The organism is Desulfosalsimonas sp. (assembly GCF_046483245.1).
Lineage (GTDB): Bacteria > Desulfobacterota > Desulfobacteria > Desulfobacterales > Desulfosalsimonadaceae > Desulfosalsimonas.
Genome location: NZ_JAWODO010000087.1, coordinates 35,149 through 57,446, shown reverse-complemented (window position 1 = coordinate 57,446; position 22,298 = coordinate 35,149). Strand labels below are relative to the sequence as shown.

At 56.0% G+C, this 22,298-nt stretch carries 22 protein-coding genes; 2 read left to right on the top strand and 20 right to left on the bottom strand.

Translation table 11 applies throughout. The features are described 5' to 3' along the window. Positions 1–2: 2 nt before the first annotated feature. The 7 genes from R6U41_RS08180 to larE form a co-directional block, all read right to left on the bottom strand. A complete protein-coding gene (locus R6U41_RS08180; protein WP_410269345.1) occupies positions 3–1,268 on the bottom strand; it encodes a beta-ketoacyl-[acyl-carrier-protein] synthase family protein in 1,266 nt (421 codons plus the stop codon). 20 nt (positions 1,269–1,288) lie between these two features. Next, entirely contained in the window at positions 1,289–2,536 is a 1,248-nt protein-coding gene (locus R6U41_RS08175; RefSeq protein WP_410269344.1) for a beta-ketoacyl-[acyl-carrier-protein] synthase family protein, read from the bottom strand. A gap of 14 nt (positions 2,537–2,550) precedes the next feature. Beyond that, positions 2,551–3,549: a radical SAM protein gene (locus R6U41_RS08170; protein WP_410269343.1), complete on the bottom strand. Its 999-nt coding sequence runs from the start codon at positions 3,547–3,549 to the stop codon at positions 2,551–2,553. Between the two features lie 28 nt (positions 3,550–3,577). Next, positions 3,578–4,681 (bottom strand): radical SAM protein, encoded by a 1,104-nt coding sequence (locus R6U41_RS08165; protein ID WP_410269342.1) that lies wholly within the window; start codon positions 4,679–4,681, stop codon positions 3,578–3,580. 29 nt (positions 4,682–4,710) lie between these two features. Then, a complete protein-coding gene (locus R6U41_RS08160) occupies positions 4,711–4,983 on the bottom strand; it encodes a phosphopantetheine-binding protein (protein ID WP_410269341.1) in 273 nt (90 codons plus the stop codon). 26 nt (positions 4,984–5,009) lie between these two features. Further along, complete coding sequence (locus R6U41_RS08155) at positions 5,010–5,375, bottom strand: hypothetical protein (RefSeq protein WP_410269340.1); 366 nt, start codon at positions 5,373–5,375, stop codon at positions 5,010–5,012. A gap of 795 nt (positions 5,376–6,170) precedes the next feature. Beyond that, entirely contained in the window at positions 6,171–6,989 is an 819-nt protein-coding gene (gene larE, locus R6U41_RS08150; protein ID WP_410269339.1) for an ATP-dependent sacrificial sulfur transferase LarE, read from the bottom strand. 248 nt (positions 6,990–7,237) lie between these two features. On the opposite strand from larE, the gene R6U41_RS08145 reads away from it, so the two are divergent. Beyond that, positions 7,238–9,034, top strand: a complete 1,797-nt coding sequence (locus R6U41_RS08145) for a hypothetical protein (protein WP_410269338.1) — start codon at positions 7,238–7,240, stop codon at positions 9,032–9,034. A gap of 228 nt (positions 9,035–9,262) precedes the next feature. On the opposite strand, the gene R6U41_RS08140 is transcribed toward R6U41_RS08145, so the two are convergent. From R6U41_RS08140 to rplM, 6 genes are all read right to left on the bottom strand, one after another. Next, complete coding sequence (locus tag R6U41_RS08140; protein ID WP_410269337.1) at positions 9,263–10,267, bottom strand: ABC transporter ATP-binding protein; 1,005 nt, start codon at positions 10,265–10,267, stop codon at positions 9,263–9,265. Then, complete coding sequence (locus tag R6U41_RS08135) at positions 10,267–11,244, bottom strand: ABC transporter ATP-binding protein (protein WP_410269336.1); 978 nt, start codon at positions 11,242–11,244, stop codon at positions 10,267–10,269. Before R6U41_RS08135 ends, R6U41_RS08140 begins: the two co-directional genes overlap by 1 nt. A gap of 47 nt (positions 11,245–11,291) precedes the next feature. Then, positions 11,292–12,878 (bottom strand): ABC transporter permease subunit, encoded by a 1,587-nt coding sequence (locus R6U41_RS08130; protein WP_410269335.1) that lies wholly within the window; start codon positions 12,876–12,878, stop codon positions 11,292–11,294. A 4-nt stretch (positions 12,879–12,882) separates the two neighbouring features. Then, the gene (locus tag R6U41_RS08125; protein WP_410269334.1) at positions 12,883–13,926 is read right to left on the bottom strand and encodes an ABC transporter permease subunit; all 1,044 of its coding nucleotides are present in this window, start codon (positions 13,924–13,926) and stop codon (positions 12,883–12,885) included. Positions 13,927–14,542: 616 nt separating this feature from the next. Beyond that, positions 14,543–14,938 carry a 30S ribosomal protein S9 gene (gene rpsI / locus R6U41_RS08120; protein ID WP_181550891.1) on the bottom strand — a complete coding sequence of 132 codons (396 nt, stop codon included), beginning with the start codon at positions 14,936–14,938 and terminating at the stop codon, positions 14,543–14,545. Between the two features lie 45 nt (positions 14,939–14,983). After that, positions 14,984–15,418 (bottom strand): 50S ribosomal protein L13, encoded by a 435-nt coding sequence (gene rplM, locus R6U41_RS08115; RefSeq protein ID WP_410269333.1) that lies wholly within the window; start codon positions 15,416–15,418, stop codon positions 14,984–14,986. Between the two features lie 267 nt (positions 15,419–15,685). Here rplM and R6U41_RS08110 point away from each other — a divergent pair, with 267 nt between their 5' ends. Beyond that, positions 15,686–16,312 carry a class IV adenylate cyclase gene (locus R6U41_RS08110; protein WP_410269332.1) on the top strand — a complete coding sequence of 209 codons (627 nt, stop codon included), beginning with the start codon at positions 15,686–15,688 and terminating at the stop codon, positions 16,310–16,312. An 11-nt stretch (positions 16,313–16,323) separates the two neighbouring features. Here R6U41_RS08110 and R6U41_RS08105 read toward each other — a convergent pair whose 3' ends face one another. The 7 genes from R6U41_RS08105 to tolB form a co-directional block, all read right to left on the bottom strand. After that, positions 16,324–17,148, bottom strand: a complete 825-nt coding sequence (locus tag R6U41_RS08105) for an S-adenosyl-l-methionine hydroxide adenosyltransferase family protein (protein WP_410269331.1) — start codon at positions 17,146–17,148, stop codon at positions 16,324–16,326. After that, positions 17,148–18,176, bottom strand: a complete 1,029-nt coding sequence (ruvB, locus tag R6U41_RS08100) for a Holliday junction branch migration DNA helicase RuvB (protein WP_410269330.1) — start codon at positions 18,174–18,176, stop codon at positions 17,148–17,150. The genes R6U41_RS08105 and ruvB overlap by 1 nt, the downstream gene beginning before the upstream one ends. Next, a complete protein-coding gene (gene ruvA, locus R6U41_RS08095; RefSeq protein WP_410269329.1) occupies positions 18,166–18,795 on the bottom strand; it encodes a Holliday junction branch migration protein RuvA in 630 nt (209 codons plus the stop codon). Before ruvA ends, ruvB begins: the two co-directional genes overlap by 11 nt. 25 nt (positions 18,796–18,820) lie before the next feature. After that, positions 18,821–19,339 (bottom strand): crossover junction endodeoxyribonuclease RuvC, encoded by a 519-nt coding sequence (locus R6U41_RS08090; protein WP_410269328.1) that lies wholly within the window; start codon positions 19,337–19,339, stop codon positions 18,821–18,823. A gap of 30 nt (positions 19,340–19,369) precedes the next feature. Further along, complete coding sequence (ybgF, locus tag R6U41_RS08085) at positions 19,370–20,224, bottom strand: tol-pal system protein YbgF (RefSeq protein ID WP_410269327.1); 855 nt, start codon at positions 20,222–20,224, stop codon at positions 19,370–19,372. A 57-nt stretch (positions 20,225–20,281) separates the two neighbouring features. Further along, positions 20,282–20,881: a peptidoglycan-associated lipoprotein Pal gene (pal, locus tag R6U41_RS08080; protein WP_410269326.1), complete on the bottom strand. Its 600-nt coding sequence runs from the start codon at positions 20,879–20,881 to the stop codon at positions 20,282–20,284. A 75-nt stretch (positions 20,882–20,956) separates the two neighbouring features. Continuing rightward, the gene (gene tolB / locus R6U41_RS08075) at positions 20,957–22,291 is read right to left on the bottom strand and encodes a Tol-Pal system beta propeller repeat protein TolB (protein ID WP_410269325.1); all 1,335 of its coding nucleotides are present in this window, start codon (positions 22,289–22,291) and stop codon (positions 20,957–20,959) included. Between the last annotated feature and the right edge of the window lie 7 nt (positions 22,292–22,298).

Genomic DNA, 22,298 nt, shown 5'->3' with positions numbered 1-22,298 from the left:
GATCAGACTCCTTTAAAAACAATACAGCAATTGGTTCCCCCGAATCCGAATGCATTGGACAAAAAGCATTCATACCCGCCGGCCCGGGCAGAATCGGGCACCACATCGATATCTCCGAGTGCCGGGTCCGGAATATGATTGATGGTGGGCAGAATCACCCCCCGGCGCATGCCCTCGATGCCCAGCGCCGCTTCAATGGCCGCAGACGCGCCCAGGGTGTGGCCGATCTGGGACTTGTTGGAGGACACGGGCAGGCACTCCAAATGATTGCCAAACACGGCCCTCAGGCTCTGGATTTCCGTGAAATCGCCCTTGCGTGTGGATGTGCCGTGAGCGTTGACATACCCGATGTCCGCCGGGGCCAGCCCGGCGTCGTCTATGGCGGCTGAAATGGCCCGGACAATGGTGGGCCCGTTTGGCAGGGTGAAATGACAGGCATCCGAACTCCAGCCCACCCCGGCCACCTCGGCCCGTGGCACAAGCCCGTGTGCGGCAGCCGCTTCTTCTGCGGCCAGCACCAGCACCCCGCAGCCCTCGGAGAGCACCATGCCCTTTCGGTCAACGGAAAACGGCCTTGAGGCCAGAGACGGATCATTGTAGGCCCGGTCGTTTTTGCCCACCTTGATGGTGGCGTTCATGTTGGCAAAGCCGTGGATGATTTCGGGCATGATACAGGTGTCAACACCGCCGGCAAGCACAAAATCGCAGTCTCCGTCCCGGATCATGCGCGCGCCCAGGCCGATGGCGAAATTGCCAGAAGCGCACGCCCCCTGAGGGGATAAAACCGGGCCGGTAAATCCGAGCATCATGCCCGCCTTGCCCGCGGGCAGATTGGCGCACAGGTTGGGCAAAAGATAGGGGCTGACCCGAAGGGCGCCCTTGGTACGCAGGGTTTCTGCGGCCTTGCGGAAAGCATCCGTGCCGTTTAAGGCCGATCCCACCATGCAAGCGGTTTTGGATGCTGTCTGGTCATTGATTTCAAGACCACTGTCTGCCAGGGCCGCCCGGCAGACATCCATGGTCAGAATCACGAAATCCGCGTTCCAGTTATGGGCCTCTTTGGAATCCACGAAATCGCATGCCGCCGGATCCCAGTCCGGAATTTCCCCCACCACCCGGCTTAAGCTCTGCACGCTGCACCGGGTGACCTGGCCGAAGCCGGCCCGGCCTGCGGCCGCATTGTTCCAGGTCCTGTCAAAAGTTCTGCCCAGGGGGGTTGCCCCTGCATAACCAATGACAAAGACCCGTCTGTTTAAAGGTGCTTTCATAACAGAAAAAAAAACCGTTTCTATCTGAATCGTTGAAACACCATGCAGGCATTGCATCCGCCGAAACCAAATGCATTTTTGAGCACAAAGGTCTGGTCTGCGTCCTGCAGGTGCGTGACCATCTCATCCACCGGCATTTCCGGATCCGGCACATAATTGATGGTGGGTGTGATTTTTCCGGCAAGCATGCCCGACACCGCCAGGATGGATTCAATGGCCGAGGATGCCCCCATGGCATGGCCTGTCATGGATTTGTTGGCGGTTACCGGCGGCAGTTTTCTGCCAAACACCGCCCGCAGCGCGTCATGCTCCACTGCATCGCCCGTGCGGGTGGAGGCGGCATGGGTGTTTACTGAATCAATGTCGGCCGGAAAAATCCCGGCATTGTCAATGCTTTCTTTGATGCAGCGCCGCACTGTGGGCTCATACGGGGCCACAAAATGATGGGCGTCTGCGGTCATGGACCAGCCCGCAAGGCCAACGTCAAAGCCCAGTCCGTGGGCTTCGGCAAACTGCCTGGAGGCCAGGATCAGCGCGCCCGAACCCTCTGAGATCACAAAACCGCGCCGGTCTTTTGAAAACGGCCGACTGGCGGCCTTCGGGGCCACAGGGCTTTGGGGCTTGTGTCTGAAAGCCCCGTTCATGGTGGCAAACCCTGCCACAATGGGTTCGACAAGGGCAAAATCCACAGCCCCGCAAATGGCCAGATCCGCGCGCCCGGATTCAATGAGCATGGCCCCGGTGATCACAGAGGCCGCCCCTGTGGCACAGGCCGTAATCGTGGACATGATCGGGCCGGTGGCTCCTGTGAGAATGGCCACCTTGCCGGTGACCATGTTGATGCACGAATTGGGATTGGTGTAGGGGTGCGGCAGTTTGCCGGCTTCGCGCATGCGCCGGTCCGCCGCAAGCACCGCGTCCTGCCCCCCCACGGCTGAACTAAACGTCACGGCCGTTCGCGGGGCAAGTTCAGGGGTTATTTCCAGGCCGCTTTTTTCAAGGGCCCGGCTAACCACCAGCAGGGCATGCCGGAAAACGGGCGAGCGCCAGTTGGCCATTTGCCTGGAGCTTAAAAAGGGATATGGCCCGGGGTCAAATTCCGGCACCTGCCCGGCGATGCGCACCGGAAAATCCCCGTTGAGATCAAAGCGGGTCAGCGGGCTGATACCGCTTTGGCCGGCACAGGCCGCCTGCCACTGGGCGTCCGGGTCCGTGCCCAGGGGCGAGACCATATCATAGCCGACAATGACACTGCTGCGAGGATGCATGAATCGGCCCGTTTTTACCAGGGGATGAACTGATAAAGTTTGGCAAACATTTCATACACCTCGATCCAGTTCTGCAGATCCTCAGAGGAACGCATGTGCGCGCGCTTGTTGACCATGATCCAGCTCATGTGCGCGGCCCCGTCCTTGCAGGTGGAACAATCCCGGGTGGCCGAGGTGCAGCACCGGTGCATGGTTTCAAGGTCCGAGGCCCATCGGATAAACCGGATCAGGCGGCGGGGCCGCGGGTTTCGGGTGTCCATGGGCTCGGTTACCGACGGGCACTCGGCCCACCCGAACGTCCGGTCCAGCATTTTTCCGGTGGTGATGACCTGGTGATAATATTTTGATGAAATCACCGTATCCGGATAGGCATCGAGCATTTCATCCATTTCCGCCCGAAGGTCGGCCAGTTCCCCATCGCGCCAGTAAAACCCGTCCACTCCTTCGTCGTTGGAGAGCAGCTGCATGTGGACTTTGAGGCCCACGCCTCGAATTTTTTTTATAATCCGCTCAGTGCGCCCCACCTGGTTGGGGGTAATGGTATAGAGGTAATAGGTGTAGGGATCGCCTTCATAATTCTTGCTGGAAATGCGGAAGGTGTCTTTTCCGCGCAGGCGCTTTTCATCGTCTTCATCGCCCCATAGGGAAATGCCCACCATCATGTCGGCAAACCGGTCCCGGGGCACCTTGATCAGCCCGTTGGTGGCGCAGTATGTGGGCATGCGGGAATAAAACGCTGCCACCCGGTCCAGGCAGAGGGTGGGCTCGCCGCCGATCAAAATGGCCAGGTTCACCCCCCGCTGCTTTTCCGAATCCACAAAAGCCGCCCATTTCTCCGGGTCGGTTTCCTCCCGGGCGGCCTTGTCCTCTCCGGAGGAGAAAAAAAAGCACCCCTTGCACCGTAGGTTGCACTGGTTGGTCACATCATAGATGGAACTGCGGATATTGAGTTTGGAAATGTTCTGGTATCGCTGATACCAGTGGGAATCAAGAAGAGAACTCACGGTTTTCATAAAATCAACCTCAAATGCGGCTTGCCGCTCAAAATAGATGTTGTGCGGGCGGGGCCGTGTGCCGGTCACACAGATCCGGACTTTTTTCATATCCCCTCACCCATACTGCCAGATAAACATCCACGTAATCCAGCCAGGCCGCAAACGTTTCCGGACATGCGGCGTGCCGGAACATTCTGGCGGTCACAACCGCGCTGCCTGCGGCATAATGGCGGCAGTCGGCGCAGTCGGTGTCCGGCACGCAGCAGGCGGTATCGCGCTTCCAGGTCAGATCCGCCCGGTACTGACGGAAACTGCGCCCCAGGCCGATATCCGTTGACGGGTTGGCCCGGGGATAGGGACAGGAAAACAGGTCATGCAAGCCCAGCCGGTGGGTGTGGACCACCCGATGATAAGGCGAGAAAATCACATGATCCGGATACTGCCGGCCGATTTCTTCCATGGCATGGCGGGTCTGTTCCAAAGACCGCGCATCATGGGACAGCCCGCCGGCATAGCCCGCAGGGGCGGAAAACATGTTAAATGTCGCCCGGCAGTTGTTTTGCGCCAGCTGATCCATGACCTCGTGGACTTCGTCGATGTTGTGCCGGGTAAAGGTATAGACAAACACGGCCCTGGGATCGTTTCCGTAATTTTGAATCTGCCGGGAAAGCATGTTTTTAGCGTTTCTGACCTGCTGACTGGTCGCATCGTTTCCCCAGACCGATACATGGATCCGGTAATCCACGTCTTTGTCAATGGGGATCAGGCCGTTTGTGGCAATGCAGCCCAGGGGGATCTGATTGTAACAGACGCCCAGCAGCTCCGGCACCAGCGAGGGCTCGGCACCTGCGAGCACCACATAGGTAATACCCCGCTGTTTTTCTTCCGCCATGAGCCGGCGCCACTGCTCCGGATCTTCTATGCCGGCGGCTCCGGCCTTTTCGCCCCGGTAATAATAACAGCCCTCGCACTGGATATTGCACTTGCGGGTCATGTCATAGGTGGATTCCCGGAGAAAAAAATATTGCCTGACCTTTTCCCATTTATGCCGGATCCGGGGATCAGAGGCCAGGATATCGGAAAATTTCCACTCTCCTGCCGGCCTGCCTGCGCCGGCCGGTGCCTGGGTTGGATTGCCTGCTGCCTTCATAAAATGTTGCTGTCCGGGTATCATGTCCGCTACGTCTGCACCGGCGTATTTTCAAGGATGTATTCGGTGATCATGCGGATGGTTTTTAATTTCGGGTAATCTTCCTCGTCAATGCGGACCCCGTATTCATCCTGGAGCACTAGCGCCACTGTGGCCAGATCCATGCTGTCCACACCCACCTCGTCGACCAGATCCAGGTCCGGATCAAATGTCTCAGGGGTCACGTCCTCGAGTTTGAGTTCCTCAATGACGATGCCGGCTACCTCGCAGACGGTCTGTTCAAAATTTTCTTCGTGATTCATATGCCTGTGCTTCCTCTTGCTTGTCTTTATTCCACAAACTGCGCCTGTAGGCGTCCCCTGCAGGCAAGCTGTTTTTCAACGATTAACTCAAAGCGCCATTGACCGGCGGCATTGTCAGCCGGCAGGACACTGATCTCGATTTCCTCTTCAGGGCGGATCACCCGCCGGTACTTGGTTCGGTGGACTTTTTGCAGCACAACGGCCCGTTTTGTTGCCTTTTCAATAACCTGCAGCACGATAAAAAGCTGGGCAATGCCCGGAAGCACCGGATCCTGCGGAAAATGGCCGGAAAACCACACCGACGATGCCGGTGCCCGGACAGTTGCAGAAATCCGTTGCCCGGACAAATTTTCCAGCCGCTGCAGGCAGTAACATTTATTGTCAAGGTTCATATCAGAGCCGAATGCCGCTAGGCACCTGCCAAAAGCACCTTTGCGGTTTTGGTTTTTATTTCGTGTTATTTATAAAAGGATTTAACGTGTTTGTCAACTTTGATGGTTTCGCAAAAAGTCGATTTTCATCATCGGATGTTCTCAGGGCGGTGGACTTGGAGGAAGAAAGCCCTTCGGCCGGAGCCGGGTTTTTTCGCTCCTGAGCCTTTTTGCGCCATTGCCCCAATGCCTTTGCCGAAATTTACAAACCCGGCCTGTCGTCATCAAACAATTTGCACTTTTTCCGCAAAAATTCTCAATGTCGCTTCAAAAACCCGCCCCCGCCCTTCGGGCTTTCTTGGGAACCATGCTCAAATTCGATAACTCTATAAAACCTATTGAAAGCACCCCTCCGGGCTCATCAACTCTTTAGGTATCCAAATGCAAAGGATCTCCCGGTAAAAAGCAATTGTTGTTGGCTCATATTTCCAGTGCGTTGACCATGTGGCGGGGCGGGGGTGGTTTGTTTGGCTGCATTGGCGCGGTTTCGGCATAAGATCGGACCGGGGCTTTGGCGCCCGGAATTTTAAACTGTCTGAGGGCGATCAGCCCGAGTTTTTAAAATTCCAGCCAAAGTCCCGGGATGATCGCCGAAAACGAGCCGCAGACAAACAAACCACACCCGTCCCGACACATGCGAAAACCGGAACAAGCTGCTTATGCCCTGGTTATGCCGATACTGTCGTTGTCACGCCTTCTGCAGTGAGGGAGGCGATTTGGAAGAAGAAAGCCCTGTAAAACACAATGGCACCGCACTCAGGACAGACTTCGGTTCATGCGGCCGCTGCCATAGCCTTCCAGGTCCATTGTCACATAATCAAACCCGGCCCTGCGAAGGGCGCTGACAATCTTTAAGCGCCGCTCCGGGTTGAGCAGGCGATCGAATTGTGCCGGGCGCAGTTCAAGCTTTGCCGTATCCCCCAGATGCCGGACCCGGAAACCGGAAAACCCCAGGGCGGTCAGTGCGTTTTCCGCGGTCTCGATCATTTCCAGACGCTTGTGGGTGATTCCCATGCCGTAAGGAATCCGGGATGCCAGACAGGCAGCCGCCGGCCGATCCCAGTTGGATAGCCCGGCCTGCCGGGCCAATTCCCGGATTTCCGCCTTGTTCAGGCCTGCATCCCGCAGGGGCGCACAAACCCCCATTTCCTCGGCGGCCTGCATGCCCGGCCGAAAATCGGCCATGTCGTCGGTATTGGCCCCGTGTGCCATGAAAGTCACACTTTCTTCGCGCATGGATTCAAACATTTGGGAAAACAGGATTTTTTTGCATATGTAACAGCGGGTTGCCGAATTTTGGATAAATTCGTCCACAAACAGGCCCTCCACGCGCACCAGGCGGTGGGAAACCCCGAGCATGCCGGCGAGTTTGACCGCTTCATCCAGTTCCCGCCGGGGCATCAGGGGCGATACCGCAGTCATGGCCACCACCCGCTCACCGAGCACTTCCCTGGCCAGGGCGAGCAAAAGGCTGCTGTCCACCCCGCCTGAAAACGCCACGGCAAGGCTGTCAAAATCCTGGATCTGATGCTGAACCCGTTTTTTCTTTTCGTTTAACCGGTTATGATCAACCACTGTTTTTGCATTCCTTGTAATTTGTCATTATTTTCTAAGCAACTTCAAAAAAACTGCTGTCCATGCTCGCCCCCGGCTTCGGCCCTGGGGGAACGCTTCCAGGAAAGACCAGGGGCTTTCTTATGTATCATAAAAAAATGTTTACAAAAATCAAAGGTTCCGGTATAAAAATGATGGATTTTTACAGGATTATAAGGGTTTTTTAGCATATATGCCAATTCTTTTACCCGATCCACAGAGGAGCTGATATGGGCAAAAAAAGCTTAACCAAATCCACTGCCAAGAAAAAAACAACCACTTCCGCCAAGAAAAAAAGCCCTGAGAAAAAAACCGCAGCCGCTTCTGCCAAAAAAGGCAAAACCCAGAAAAATACAACCAAGACCAAAAAACCCACATTAAAATCCCTGCGCAAAAAGCAGTTTGACGCCTGGAGCCCGGAAAAGCTGTTTGAGCCCGAGCCGGATCCGGCAGCGGAAAACGCTTTTACCGCCCCGCCGGTAACCGGCGATTACGAAAAGGATCAGGCAGAAACCATCCGGGCCCTGCTGCTGTGGGACGTAAACGAGCCTTCACCCGTGGCCAAAACCAAGCCCCCGGAGCCCGAGGCTGAAAAACCGCAGGAGCCTGCCGCCCAAAAGCCGGAACCGCCAAAGGAAAAACAACCCGAGCCCGAACCACCCAAAAAACAGGTGCCTGTGGAACAACTGCTGGCAAAGAAATTTGACCTGTGGCAGCCGAAAACCCTGTATGTGCCGCCGGCAGACCAGGGTGAGAAAAATTTTACCGCCCCGCCGGTAACCGGTGATTACGAAAAGGATCAGGCAGAAACCATCCGGGCCCTGCTGCTGTGGGACGTAAACGAGCCTTCACCCGTGGCCAAAACCAAGCCCCCGGAGCCCGAGGCTGAAAAACCGCAGGAGCCTGCCGCCCAAAAGCCGGAACCGCCAAAGGAAAAACAACCCGAGCCCGAGCCGGAGAAAAAACAAGCGCCAGAAGCCCAGCCGGCTCCCGAGAAAAAGCCTGAAAAGGCCGAAAAAATGCAAAAGACCGAAGCCGCAGCCAAGCCGGAAAAATCCAAAAAGGATAAAGCGCCTGATAAACCGGCTTCCAAAAAAGACGCAGGCAGCGGCGACGGCGGCGGAGCAGCCGGTCCTCCGGGCGGGCCGCCGGAGCCGCCCAAACCCCCTGTTGCTGAGAAAAAAGAGCCACCCCTGGATCCGAAACTCATAGGGCTTATCGCAATTGTGGGACTGCTTTTTCTGCTGATCATCGGGGCGAGCTTTAACAACGCGGACAAATACTATCTCCGGCAGACCGATAGGGCTCTGGAGATTTGGAAAGGCAAGTTTTCGCCCCGGGGCCAGGAAAAAATCGTGACCCTGCCCGGCCAGCAGGCACCAAAGAAAGAAAAGGAAATTTATTCCAAAGAAGAAGCCCTGAGCCTGGCATTTGACCATTACATGGACCGGGCAGACGCCTTGAGCGAGTCTGAAGATCTCATCGACTTTCAAACCATCCGGGAAAACCTGGAGAAAGCCAAAAAATACGCCACCACCGATCAACAAAAACAGCGGGTCAACCAGCGGCTGGAAACCATGGATTTTCTAATGCTGCTCTACAAGGCGAATGTGGCGGCCGAAAAACAGACCCTGCAAAGCCTTGAAAACGCCATGGAGTTTTTGGATCGGGCGGCTGCCCTTGACATCAGCGAGCAGGCCCGCCGGGCCCTGGAAGATCGAATGGCGGCAATCCAGGAGTCCGCCAGCGCCCTGGAAGAAGAGGCGGCAGCAAAAAAAGCGGCCGAAGCCGAACAAGCCGCCAAAGCAGAAAAAGCAGCGGAAGCAGAAACAACATCAGAGGCAAAACAAGCCGGAGAAGATCAGCAGCAAGATGGGCAACCCGCCCCGGAAGCAAACGGGGATGCGTCTGAAACAACGGACAAGGAAGCGGATAAAGATTCGGACAAACAATCCGTACAAGACTCCAAAGACTCTTCCCAGGACTCCGATGACCCCGAAGCCCAGTCCGAATCCGAGCCGCAGTAGCCATACTGATCACAGCCACAACCGCAAAAAAAGCGGGCGCCCAGAGCGCCCGCTTTTTTTGTATCCAAAGTTAATACACCCGTAAAAAGTCAGATTTTAGATGGCGCCGTAAAAAGTTCAAGATCAAGGCCTGCGCAATTTCGAAGAATGCAGCGTACTTAGCCGTACGTGAAATTCTGAGAAATTGCGCGTAACGCAGATATTGGACTTTTACGGCACCATCAAAGGTCATGCATACAAATGGCAGCACACGGTGCGATCCCGCAACCGGATCTGATCGGGCGTGGTGTCCCGGCAGACCTCCATTGCCTTCGGGCAGCGGGGATGAAAATGGCACCCCGGCGGGGGATCAGCCGGCGACGGTGTCTCGCCTTTGACCTGTGCGGATTCTGCCCGCTTTTGCCCGGCCACCGGGAGTGCGGCAATAAGCATTTGCGTGTAGGGATGGCAGGGATCTCCGATAATCTGCGCCGTGGCGCCGGTCTCCACGATCCGGCCCAGATACATCACCGCCACCTGGTCGGCAATATTGCTGACCACGCCCAGATCATGGGAAATAAACAAATAGGAAAGATGATGGGTTTCCTGCAGGGTCAGCAGCAGGTTGATCACCTGGGCCTGGATGGAAACGTCCAGGGCGCTGACCGCCTCGTCGCAGATCACCAGATCCGGCCGCAGGGAAACCGCCCGGGCGATATTGATCCGCTGGCGCTGGCCCCCGGAAAACTCGTGGGGAAAACGATAAATCATGGCCTTGTCAAGTCCCACTTCCGCCAGCAGCCTGCTGGCGTGCTCCTGTTTGGTGCCTTCGAGCATGCCGAATCTCTCCAGCCCTTCGGTGACAATATCCATGACGTTCATGCGCGGGTTCAGCGAGGAAAGCGGATCCTGAAACACTACCTGCAGATGCCGCCGCATTTGATCCATTTGCTTTCGGGACAGATCAAGCAGGGGCCGGCCCCGGAAACGCACATCACCGGCCGAGGCGGTTTCCAGCCCCAGCAGGGTCCGGCCCAGGGTGGTCTTGCCGCAGCCGGACTCGCCCACCAGGCCCATGGTCTGATTCTGCTTCAGGCAAAAACTCACCCCGTCCACAGCCCGGATGCGCTGTGATTTGCCGGAAAACAAACCCTTTTTCGTCTCAAACCAAGTTTTCAGATCCGAGACCTCCAGCAGAAAATCATTGGCCGGATCCCATGCGCCGACCGGGTTTGCGGCGTTTTTTTTTCTCATCAGGCCCCCTTGTCCGGATACAACAGAAAACATGCAGCCAGATGGCCTTTACCGCACGCTACCAGGGCGGGATCCTGGGTGCGGCACCGGTCAAACACATCCGGGCAGCGGTCCTGGAACCGGCATCCGGCCGGGTAATCCAGCGGTGAGGGAACCTGGCCGGGTATGTCGGTCAAATGATTTCGGCCGCCGGCCAGTTTCGGAATGGCGGCCATCAGCCCCCGGGTATAGGGATGGGCGGGTGCGGCAAAAAGGGTTTCAATATCTGCGGTTTCCACGATGCGCGAGGCATACATCACAATGACCCGGTCGCACATCTCCCATACAACCCCCATGTCATGGGTGATGAGCAAAAGCGATGTCTGGTTCTGCATCATCTCCCGGATCATGGCAAAAATCTGGGCCTGGGTGGTCACATCCAGGGCGGTGGTGGGTTCGTCTGCGATCACGAGCTTGGGCGACAGCATCAGGGCCATGGCGATCATCACACGCTGCTGCATGCCCCCGGAAAGCTGAAAGGGATAGGCGTCCATCCGGGATTGCGCATCCGGGATCCCCACCTTTTGCAGCCAGGATACGGCATATTCCCGGGCGGCTTTTTTCGACATCCGGTGGTGGAACCCGATGGCCTCTGTCAACTGCCGGCCGATGCGGTGGAGGGGGGAAAGCGCGGAAAGCGGTTCCTGGAAAATCATGCTGATTTCATTTCCCCGCACCGCGCGCAGGTCCCGGGTATGGAGCTGCAGCAAATCCCTGCCGTCAAAATCAACAGACCCGGACACAATCCGGCCCGGCGGGGAGGCAATCAGCCGGGTCAATCCCAGGGCGGTCACGGATTTGCCGCACCCGGATTCCCCCACCAGCCCGAGGCTTTCCCCTGCGCGGATGGCAAATGACACCCCGTCCACGGCCCGGATCACCCCTTCGTCTGTGGCAAATTCGATCGCCAGATTGTCTACGGAAAGCAACGCCTTCATTTTCATTCCTCCCGGATGACCCGTCACCCGTCACCTGTCACCGCTTTTCACTCCATCCTGGTATATTGCTTTGGATCATAGGCATTGCGAACACCCTCGCCAACAAACACCCCCAGCAGCATCACTGTGAACAGGGCAATGGAAGGATAGACAATCAGCCACCAGGCCCATCTGTACTGCTGGGCCTCAAACAGCATCTCCCCCCAGGAGGCCGTGGGCGGGGGCATGCCAAAGCCCAGGTAATCCAGGGCCGCAAGCGCACCAATAGCCCCCACCAGGGAAAACGGGAAAAAGGTAATCACCGGCACCAGGGCATTGGGCAGGATGTGTCTGAAAATGATTTTCCGCGACGAAACACCCATGCACCGGGCCGCCTCCACAAACGGGCGTTTTCTCAGACTCAGAAACTCGGCCCGGATATAGTAGGATATCCCGATCCAGTTAAACAGGCCGTAGCAGATCAGCAGGAGTTCAAAGCTTCTGCCGTAAATCGATCCCATGAGAATCATAACATATAAAAACGGCAGCGCATTCCAGATCTCCACAAACCGTTGGGCCGTGATATCGAGTTTTCCGCCGTAATAGCCCTGGACCGCACCGGCGGCCACTCCCAGGGACATGGAGGCCCCCACCAGAAGAAGCCCGAAGCTCATGGCAATGCGCATGCCGTAGACAATCCGTGCCAGCACGTCCCGGCCCGCGGCATCCAGGCCCAGGGGATGGCCGGTCACCGGCGGGAAGGGAAAACGAACATCCTCTTTTTCAAACCCGGCAATGTACTGCCGGCCGTCTGCCACCACCCGGTAATCAGCCACGGGCGCATCAAAGCGCTCTACAGCCAGGCTTTTGATCACTTCCTGCTCGGCCTGGCTGATTTTTTCCCACAGCCCTGGCCATTGACCGGCGGGCTGCAAGTCCGGCGTCAAAGAAACGGTTATATCCCGGGAGGCTTTCATGGCCGGCTCGTAGATCAGCATGCGGACGATTTCCGGCGTCCTTTCCCGGGGCTCGTATTCGGCCAGAACTCCGGTATAGGTTTGGCCGTGCTTGTTTTCCAGGGCAAAGGAGACAAAGGGTGCGGCCTGATTGGCAAACCGCTCGGCCAGGGCCCGGGTCAGTTTTTCCGACAGATCAAAATAATCGCTCAGGCGGCCGGGGGGTGTTTTGTCCGGCTTTGTGCGGGTGAAAAATGAAAGCAGGCGGCTGTCGGCAATTCCAAGATCCGGGCCGATATCCACGCTGGCCACCCGGGATTCAGGGGTAAACCGGATGGTGACCTGATCGGTCACATCAATGCTTTCGGGTTGAACGCTCTGGTAGGGCCCGTGGGGGTGCGGGGCAAAAATCATGAAATTGCCCTCATTTTCGGCAAATGCCGGCGATTGCGCCAGGGCCTTGTAATCCGGCCGGGTCTGGCGGCCGCTTCCGGTAAACACATCCTCGGCGTAATAGGAAAATATCGGAAAAAAAGATCGGCCCTCAAAGCGAACATACAGGGGCGTGGCATTGCATAAAAGCTCGGCTGCAAGGCTTGCACCGTAGAGAATCACCAGCAGCCACAGGGAAATCCAGGCCCGTTTCATGGAGCGAAAGCGTGCCAGGCGTTTTCGCGCAACCGGGTTTCGGAGAATCATAAAATCACTGCTTCCGGAAATTGATCCGCGGGTCAATGATCACGTAGAGAAAATCCGCCAGCACGTTTCCCAAAAGCCCCAGAATCGAGGTCAAGGCCAAAATGCCCATGAATACCGGATAATCCCGGCCCACGATGGACTCCAGACTCAGGCGGCCCATGCCCGGGATTTCAAAGACCTGCTCGATGATCACCGAACCGGCAAACATAACGGTTAAAATCCCGCTGATGCCGGTGGCAATGGGAATCAGGGAATTTCTCACCGCATGGCCCCAAACGGCCCGGCCAAAGCTGCCGCCCTTGGCCAGCACGGTGCGTACGTAATCCCGGCTGATCTGCTCAATAAGCGAGTTTTTCATCAGCAGGGTCAAAATGGCGAAATTGCCGATCACATAGCACAGCACGGGCAGAAACATGTGCATGAAAATATCATGGATTTTGCCGAAAAAACTTAACCGGGCGTAATTTTCCGAGTGAAACCCGGCGATGGGAAAAACATCCCAGAAGGCATCCACAGTGCCGCAAAACAGCATTTTCAGCACCATGCCCAATGCAAACGGGGGGATGGCATAGCCCACAAACACCGCCACACTGGAGGCCAGATCAAATGCGCCGTTATGCCGCAGGGCCTTGGCAATGCCCAAAGGAATACAAACCACATAGGACAGCACAAATCCGGTGATCCCGAAAATCAGCGACACCTGGAACCGCTGTTGGATCAGCTCCCAGGCGGTTTTTTCCGGGAAACGGTAGGAATGCATCCGCATGCCCACTTTGTCATGGATCAGCCAGTTCCAGTAGCGTGCATACACGGGCTTGTCAAAGCCGTAATAGGACTCGATCTGTCTGCGCTGCTTTTCGGAAATGCTGGCTGAAGCGCCTTCTCCGGAAGTGGTCTCGCCGGTGCCCATGCCCCGCATCTGCATGATGGCCTGCTCCACCGGCCCGCCGGGAACGAACTGGATAAGGGCGAAGCAAAGCACGGTAATACCGAAAAAGGTCGGGATGATCAGCAGCAGACGTTTGACAAAATAATCCAGCCGTTCCATGAATTGCCGGTTTCAGAAGGGTTTTGCAAACAGGCGGCATGCCGCCGCCCAAGACACGGTAATGCATCCAGGCTATTCAATACCGCATCCCAATCTGTTTTTCAAGGCTATAGAAAATGCTTACGCCGCCCAATTTATCCGCTTGTTGTCAAAACACACTCGGGTCTTGCTCTACACTGTTAAGAAATTCAAAAATGCTTGTTTCTATAATTTTCCGTGACTTTCGCATGATGCCGACCCGGTGGCGGTTTGCTCCCTGCTGACCGCTTGCGCGCTCAATGCGACTCGCAAACAACCCCCGGGCCGGCATCATGGCCAGCTATGTACAAAGTTTCACTCCACGGGAACCCGAAACAACACATCCCAATCTTGATGGTTTCGTAAAAAGCTTTTTACCGCGTCCGCTGTTTTTGCAGTAAGGAAGCCCTGCGGCCGGGTTCAGTTTTTTTCGCTCCCGACCGAAGGGCTTCCTTCCTGAAAACCATCAAGGGACATAAAAGCTTTTATGATTCTATCAAATGCCAAAAAACAAAAACAGGGAACAGGACATATGATATCCTGTTCCCTGTTGGGAAAGACAATATTTTTTAAAACAGCTTCTGAAAGGGTAAAAATTTTACCGCTTGGAGAACTGGAACCGGGCCCGGGCGCCGCGCTGACCGTATTTTTTCCGTTCCTTGGTTCTGGGGTCGCGCTTGACAAGACCGGCTTTTTTCAGCATCTGCCGGAAATCCGGGTTGGACTGGAAAAGCGCCTTGGTGATTCCGTGCCGGATGGCACCGGCCTGGCCCATGGCGCCGCCGCCGCGAACGTTGACCTTGATATCGTATTCACCGGTGGTATTGGTAAGTTCAAAGGGCTGCATGAGCATCTGGCGGGCAGCATCCTGTGCAAAAAACTCTTCAACCGGCTTGTTGTTAATGATGATCTCGCCCTTTCCGGGCTTCAGCCAGGTGCGGGCAACGGCCATTTTCCGTTTGCCTGTGGCATAAAAAACGTTCTGCTGTTCCATCAATCCCCCGAATGGTTTTTATATCAAATTCTGTACGACAATGTTTTAGATTTCCAGCAGCTCGGGCTGCTGGGCGTGATGCGGATGTTCGCTTCCGGCATAAACCTTGAGCTTGCTGTTGATGTCCCGGCCCAGCGGATTTTTGGGCAGCATGCCGCGCACGGCATTGCGAACCAGATCCTCGGGTCGTTTTTCCCGCAGCTTTTCCGCTGTAATGGACTTGATGCCGCCGATATAGCCGCTGTGGCGGTAATAGGTCTTCTGCTGCCATTTCCTGCCGGTGAGCCGGACCTTGTCGGCATTGATCACGATAACAAAATCACCGCAGTCCACATGCGGGGTATACATGGGATTGCGCTTTCCGCGCAAACGGGCGGCCACCTCGGTGGCAAGGCGCCCCAGGACCATGTTTTCCGCATCCACCACGTACCATTTTCTTTCCACTTCGCCCGGTTTGGCGCTCTTTGTATATTTTTTCAACGGTTCCACTCCTTCGCGCAAAAATTAATTTGACATAATTAACCAAATTCGCAAAGACTGTCAAGGAAAAAACAACAAGTCCTTTCATCGGTGACAAACTCGTAAAAAGTCGCTTTTAGACGGCTTTGTAAAAGTTCAAGATCAAGGCTTGCGCGATTGCCGAAGAATGCAGCGTACTTATCCGTACGTGAAATTCTGAGTAATCGCGCGTAACGCAGATATTGGACTGTTTACGAAGCCGTCACCTGTGTCCTGAAACGGTGTAATATGACTTCCCTGGAAATCGAGGTCAAGTTTTATCTGGCAGATCCGGAAAAAATCCGTTCCCGTATCACGGCCGCAGCCGCCGGAACCAGCGGCCGATATCACGAATACAACATCCGGTTTGAAGATCGCCAATCCGGCCTTCTCAACCGGGAGGCTCTGCTCCGGCTCAGGAAAGCCGGCGGCAGCACAGAGCTGACCTACAAGGGCCCGCCCCCGAAAGACAGCAACAGCAAGGAATTCAAAATCTTTACTGAACTGGAAGTTACGGTCAGCGATTTTGACACCACTGCCGCCATTCTACAAGCCCTTGGCTTTCACGCCGAACAAATCTATGAAAAATACCGGCAGACCTGGACCCTGGACAACGGCACCCTGCTGTGCATCGATTGCATGCCCTTTGGCTGTTTTCTGGAAATCGAGGGCCGGGCCGAAAATATCAAAAAGGCTGCAGCCGACCTGGGCCTGCAGTGGGAAAAGCGCATTCTTTCCAATTACCTGGCCATTTTTGATCGCATCCGGGCCGCATGCGGCCTTGATTTCAATGACGTGACCTTTGCCTGGTTTGGCAATACAAACGCGGACTTTGCCCCGTTGATCCGTGAATTTGAAGCCGGCCCACAAAGCTGATATCATCGATCCTACCGGACAAACACATAAACCGGATCACCAATGGCCATTTGCAGGACCCGGGCCGCGCTGTCCTGATTCACCGAGATCTCAAGCATGTCAAAGGAGCCCTCAATGGCCAGCAGGCCGCCTTTGGCCGCGTCTGCATAGCAGTGGCTCAGACCGGAGATGACCTGGTTTCCCGCCTGAACGCAAACGCCATCCGGATCCGAAAAATGTTTTTCCAGATGACTGCGGCCGACATTGGAAACCAGATTGCCGAACCGGTCTGCGTACACAACAGTGCCGGTCAGCCGGCCGCTGGCATCCATGTGTGGGGCCGGCCCCAAATCCAGGCGCACCAAGCTTTGTAGCGCAATTTCAGGGCCGAGGTCCTTTGGTTTCATCCCGCATGCCAGCCTTGCTGCCACAGGGGCAAACACATCCCTTCCGTGGAAAGTCCGGCTCACCGGGTGCAGGAAAACCTCCGGATTTTCCACAAGGAATGCGTCAACATCATGGGCTTTGTCCAGCACCAGGCTCAACACCCCGTTATCCGGGACCACAAACACAGCCTTTGATGTGCGCACCGCCACAATGCGCCGGCTGCTGCCCACGCCCGGATCCACAATCACCGCGTGCACGCTGTTGTGCGGAAAGAACCCATGGGCTGCGGACAGCATAAAAGCGGCCTGATAGACATCCTGGGGCGCCACATCATGGGAGATATCAATGACCCGGGCTTCCGGGCAGACCGAAGCAATGACCGCCTTCATGATGCCCACATACGGGTCGGTTCGGCCGAAATCCGTGAGCAGGGAAATCACAGGCATGACAGGGGCTTTTGATCCAGACATCAGTCAACCGGGTATCCCAGATGAGAAAAGGCTGCAGAAGCCGCCTTCCTGCCCGAGGAAGTGCGCATGAGCAGCCCGATTTTGAGCAGATACGGCTCAACCACGTCCACCAGGGTGTCGGTTTCCTCCTGGAGAGTGGCGGCAATGGCCTCAATCCCCACGGGCCCGCCCTTGTAATACTCGATGATGGTCTGCAGATACCGGCGGTCCAGGGGGGTCAGGCCGAGGTTGTCCACGCCTTCGAGCTGCAGGGCCTCTGATACGGCCGTGCGGGTGATCTTTCCGTCGCAGCGCACCTGGGCGTAATCCCGGACCCGCTTGAGCAGTCGATTGACAATCCTGGGCGTGCCCCTGGAACGGCTGGCCAGCTCCCCTGCCCCCTGGTCATTGATTTCCAGGTTCAGCAGGCTGGCAGACCGGCCCGCGATCTTTACCAGATCGGCCTTGTCATAAAAGTCCAGGCTCCGGAAAATGCCGAAACGGTGGCGCAGGGGTGAAGACAAAAGCCCCACTCGCGTGGTGGCGCCCACCAGGACGAACTGTTTTAAGCGAAAACGGTGGCTGCGGGCGTGAATCCCCTTGTCAAAAATAAAATCAATGCAGTAATCCTCCATTGCCGGATAGAGCAATTCCTCCACTGCATTGGACAAACGGTGGATTTCGTCGACAAAAAACACATCCCCGGTTTCCAGCTGGGTGAGCATGCCGATCAGATCCCCGCCCTTTTCCAGGGCCGGCCCGGATGTGACCACCAAGCGGCCGCCCATTTCATTGGCAATGATATGGGCGAGGGTGGTTTTGCCAAGCCCGGGCGGGCCATGGAACAAAACATGCTCCAGTGCTTCACCCCGCAGCTTTGCCGCCTCGATAGCGATCTTTAAGGTTTCGATGGTCTCGCGCTGACCGATGTATTCGGCCAGCCGCTCCGGGCGCAAAGAGACAATGTCGGGTTCCTGGTCTGCGGGTACGCACTGGCTGGTGACGATTCCCTGCCGGTCCGAGGAAAATGAAAAACTGTTACTGTCCATTGCCTACCTGTCCCCTGTAAACCTCTTCAAACAGCTCCTCAGGAGTCGAGATCCCGGGTTTGCGCTGCATGGCCGCATCCACCATCTCCTTTGCCTCGCCCGGCCGGTGCCCGAGCTGTTCCACCAGCACTTCCGTGACCTGGGCGGCGGCATCCGATTCGATTTCAGACGCCGCCGGGGCCTCTGGCAAATCCCGGATCAGGGAGAATTTGCCCATCTTGCCCTGCAACGTGGCAATGATTTTGTGGGCTGTTCGCTCGCCAATGCCGTTTAGGCGCTTAAGGGGCCCGGTATCCCGGTTTTCAATGGCCCGGGCGATCTCCTTGACCGGTATGGTCAGGGCCTTGACCGCCTTCATGGGTCCGATGGCCTCCACGCTGATAAAGGCCTGAAAAAATTCACGCTCAGCTTCCAGTTGGAAACCGATGAGCACGGGCCTGGGCTGATGCTCTGTCTGGTAGTAGTAGATATAGAGGGACAAGTGCTCACCCAGGGCCATGGGCGCAATGGTGTCCATGACAAAGCCAGGCACCAGGATTTCATAGCCCACCTGGTGGACCAGCAGCAGAATTCGGTCGGCTTCCTTTTTTAACAGTGTTCCTTCCAGGTATGCAATCATGGACAAATCCGGAATATAGAATTTTTCAGCATTTTTTCCGGGTCCGACAGCCCGCCTGAACCGGTGCCGAACCCGCCCGGTAGAGGCCCACCAGGGCCAGGGCCAGGGCATCGGAAGCATGGGACGGAGAAATGGGTTCAGGATGGTCAAGCCGTCGTCTGACCGTGGCCTCAAGCTGGCGTTTGCCGGCATTGCCGTTGCCGGTCAGGATCTGTTTTACCTCCCGCACCGCAATGGCATGCACAGGAATCATGGCCCGGTGCCCGGCCAGCATGAGCACCCCTGTTACCTGCCCAAGGGTAATACCCGATTTGGGATATCTGGGCAGGGAAAACACGTCTTCAAGGAGCATGGCATCGGGGCTGACCCGGGCCAGGATCGTGGAGATCTCTTCAAATATCGCGTTGAGCCGTTCGGAAAGCGGCGCCTTTGCTTCCGTGCGGATCGTACCGTAGGAATAACGGGCAACCGTCATGCCCGCTCCTTCCACCACGGCAATGCCCGTGGCCGCCAGGCCGGGGTCTATTCCCAAAAAAGTCGCCATAATAGACCGATTTCCGGCTTCCAGCTTGTATTAAAGATTTGCAAGCTTCTTTTTGGCAATTTTTGCTTCGTTACTGTCCGGGAATTTGTCGAGCAACTCATTTAAAATCAGCCGCGCATTGGCATTTTCTCCGATTTTTTCAAAGGAAAAGCCCTGTTTGAGATATGCACCGGCCACCTTGTTGCCGTCCGGATAATTCTTGATCACTTTTTCATATTCCAGGATGGCGCGTTCATACCACTGCTCGGCAAAATAAATCTCGCCGATCCAAAATCTGGCGTTATCCGCATGATCGGAACCAGAGAACTTTTCCAGAAACAACTCAAACCCCTGGAGGGCGGACTGGAAATCCCCGTTGTCATATGCCTGTTTGGCTGATGCATAGAGCTCGTCCTTGCTGAGCTTGCCCAACTCGGTTTTTTCCGGAAACTTGGATTGAGCCAGCGCTTCAAACCGGGCCGTAGGCTCCATGCCCATAAACTCTTCAAGGCGCGAGATCCGCTTGTCATGCACGTCAAGGGATTCGGCATGCTTTTGCAATTTTTTGTCAAGCATGCCCATGTCATCTTCAAGGGCATCAAACTGCCGCTGGAACTGATAGCCGGTTTCCTCATAGCTGCCCTTTAGATCCTGGAGTTCGGAACGAAGCTCATAGAACTCCGCATCCTGGCCGGCAAAAAGCTCCCGCATTTCATTCAAATCAGACTGTTTCTGCCGGTCTTCCATCAATTGCGCAACAGAGGCATTCAGTTGGCGGTTCTTCTTTTCCAGGGCGGATATCTGCGACTGAAGCCGTTGGACATCTGAAACAGTGGCGCATCCTGCTGCAGCCACAACCGCGGCAAACAGCAGGGCACCCGTCAAACGGATAAAGGTCTGGTTCATGTAGTGATCTCTCCCTTGGCTCGTGTCCCCGGAGCAACCCGAAGTCGTTTTCGGACGCTACCGGCAGCGGGTAAACTGAAATTCCGCACGCCGGTTTTTGGCCCAGGCCTCCTCATTGCTGCCTTCAACCGCCGGCCGTTCCTCTCCGTAGCTGATGGTGGACAGCCGGGAGGCATCAATGCCGGACTTAACAATGAAATTCTTAACACTCTCGGCCCGGCGGGATCCCAGGGCGAGGTTGTATTCGTCAGTGCCGCGCTCGTCACAGTGGCCTTCGATAATCACGCACTGGTCCGGATTGGCCCGGAGCCACTCGATCTTGTCGCGCAATGCATCCCGGGCTTCCGGACTCAGGGCGGAATCGTCAAATCCGAAATAGACCTTTTCATTAACAAACTGTTGCCGGGCTTCAGCCTCGGTTTGACTGGCTTCCTGTTCCGCCTTTCTCCTGGCTTCAATTTCCTGCTCCTCCATGGCGGCCTGCCGCTCTGCTTCCCTGGCGGCCCTTTTCTCATCGGTCAGTTCGCTTTCAGACATGCCGGGCTGATCCGCGGCCTCACCGGGGCCGGGCGCCTGCCTGCCGCAAGAGACAACCATGACCAGGCTCAATACGAGAATGCACAATAACAATGATTGGATATGATTTTTTTTAAGCATTTTGCCCTCCTTGTTTGGGTGTAATCAAAGGTCCAATCCGGAAAATACCGCCCAACGCCGCAAACTGGACGCCCATCAGTTGCCTTTGGCCGGCGACCAGTCCGGCAGCTGCTGTTTGGCGTCCATATCCAGCAGCATCCGCTGATCCGTGCCCGAGGCGGTCATGACAAAAAGCACAGACGATCCGGTCCGGGTTGAAGAAAATACAATCATGCTGCCGTCCGGCGACCAGCTTGGGGCTTCGTTATCACCGGCCTGCCGGGTTAACCGGGAGGCTTCCCCGGTATTGACATCAACCACGTAAATATCGATGCTGCCGTCCTTCATCCCGGAATAAACGATCCGATCACCGTCCGGGGACCAGTCCGGCTGGGTATTGTAGCGCCCCTCATAGGTAAGACGCCGAATGCGGCCTGACGATATCTCCTTTACATAAAGCTGGGGAGAGCCGGAGCGGCTGGATACAAAAACCATCTTTTTACCGTCAGGCGAAAACGACGGGGAAACATCCACGCCCCAGCTTTTGGTAAGTCTTTTATCAACTTTTCCTTCACGGGTCAAAAGATAAATCTCTTCATCGCCCTCAAATGCCAGGGTGGCAGCCAGGCCGGAGCCATCCGGAAGCCAGACCGGGGTGATGTTGATCCCTTCAAAAGCGGCCAGCTTGGTGACCTCCTGTGATGAAGTATCCACCGTGTAAATCTCAGGCCGGTCATCGGTGTAAGCAGTGTATGCAATGGAGCCAAGATCCGGATGCCACGCGGGACCTACCACTATGGGCTGTGGCTTGGTGAGCCGCCGGAGATTTCTGCCGTCAAAATCACAGGTGTAAACCGCCTTTCCATCCGAATCGCCCCCGACAAAAGCAATCCGGCTGTCAAACAACCCCTGCCGGCCGGTTAACCGGGCGATAACCTGGTCCGCAAACCGCAGCACCATCTGCCGGGTGTCATCCGCAGGGCTGGTGTAGCGCTTGCCCACAAGCAGTTCCGAGCGAAAAGGGTCAAAAAGCCGAAATTCCATTTGCAGCACCCCGGCTTCATACCGGACGCCGCCGGTAATCAACAGTTCAGCGCCGATATCACGCCAATTTTTAAAATTCAGGGCTTCCATGGTAACGCCTTTTTCGGCCGGCTGTTCCAAAAACGCACCATGGTCGATGAGTTTAAAATAACCGGTATAGGCCAGGGCTTCGGCGAGTTGCCCAGCAGCGTCCCGGGCAATCTCCTCTTCTTCCGGGGCCACCGACATGGACTTGAAAACCGGTACGGCAATGGGAACCTTTTGGGAAAACGGCTCGCTGATGTTAATATAATCATAATCTGCGGCACTGGTTTGACAAATTGCAGCCAACACCAGTATCCATGCGCATACGATAGTCTTGAAAAAAAACCGGAACGATTTTTTCATGAAACCC

Bases quoted from the DNA above. Each gene is read 5' to 3' on its own strand.
- R6U41_RS08110 (WP_410269332.1), top strand. From the start codon at position 15,686: ATGACTTCCCTGGAAATCGAGGTCAAGTTTTATCTGGCAGATCCGGAA.
- R6U41_RS08090 (WP_410269328.1), bottom strand. From the start codon at position 19,339: ATGGCGACTTTTTTGGGAATAGACCCCGGCCTGGCGGCCACGGGCATT.
- R6U41_RS08145 (WP_410269338.1), top strand. From the start codon at position 7,238: ATGGGCAAAAAAAGCTTAACCAAATCCACTGCCAAGAAAAAAACAACC.
- R6U41_RS08140 (WP_410269337.1), bottom strand. From the start codon at position 10,267: ATGAGAAAAAAAAACGCCGCAAACCCGGTCGGCGCATGGGATCCGGCC.
- R6U41_RS08180 (WP_410269345.1), bottom strand. From the start codon at position 1,268: ATGAAAGCACCTTTAAACAGACGGGTCTTTGTCATTGGTTATGCAGGG.
- R6U41_RS08155 (WP_410269340.1), bottom strand. From the start codon at position 5,375: ATGAACCTTGACAATAAATGTTACTGCCTGCAGCGGCTGGAAAATTTG.
- R6U41_RS08130 (WP_410269335.1), bottom strand. From the start codon at position 12,878: ATGATTCTCCGAAACCCGGTTGCGCGAAAACGCCTGGCACGCTTTCGC.
- R6U41_RS08105 (WP_410269331.1), bottom strand. From the start codon at position 17,148: ATGTCTGGATCAAAAGCCCCTGTCATGCCTGTGATTTCCCTGCTCACG.
- R6U41_RS08165 (WP_410269342.1), bottom strand. From the start codon at position 4,681: ATGAAGGCAGCAGGCAATCCAACCCAGGCACCGGCCGGCGCAGGCAGG.
- R6U41_RS08160 (WP_410269341.1), bottom strand. From the start codon at position 4,983: ATGAATCACGAAGAAAATTTTGAACAGACCGTCTGCGAGGTAGCCGGC.
- R6U41_RS08175 (WP_410269344.1), bottom strand. From the start codon at position 2,536: ATGCATCCTCGCAGCAGTGTCATTGTCGGCTATGATATGGTCTCGCCC.
- tolB (WP_410269325.1), bottom strand. From the start codon at position 22,291: ATGAAAAAATCGTTCCGGTTTTTTTTCAAGACTATCGTATGCGCATGG.
- R6U41_RS08135 (WP_410269336.1), bottom strand. From the start codon at position 11,244: ATGAAGGCGTTGCTTTCCGTAGACAATCTGGCGATCGAATTTGCCACA.
- ruvB (WP_410269330.1), bottom strand. From the start codon at position 18,176: ATGGACAGTAACAGTTTTTCATTTTCCTCGGACCGGCAGGGAATCGTC.
- ybgF (WP_410269327.1), bottom strand. From the start codon at position 20,224: ATGAACCAGACCTTTATCCGTTTGACGGGTGCCCTGCTGTTTGCCGCG.
- pal (WP_410269326.1), bottom strand. From the start codon at position 20,881: ATGCTTAAAAAAAATCATATCCAATCATTGTTATTGTGCATTCTCGTA.
- rpsI (WP_181550891.1), bottom strand. From the start codon at position 14,938: ATGGAACAGCAGAACGTTTTTTATGCCACAGGCAAACGGAAAATGGCC.
- ruvA (WP_410269329.1), bottom strand. From the start codon at position 18,795: ATGATTGCATACCTGGAAGGAACACTGTTAAAAAAGGAAGCCGACCGA.
- R6U41_RS08125 (WP_410269334.1), bottom strand. From the start codon at position 13,926: ATGGAACGGCTGGATTATTTTGTCAAACGTCTGCTGCTGATCATCCCG.
- R6U41_RS08170 (WP_410269343.1), bottom strand. From the start codon at position 3,549: ATGAAAACCGTGAGTTCTCTTCTTGATTCCCACTGGTATCAGCGATAC.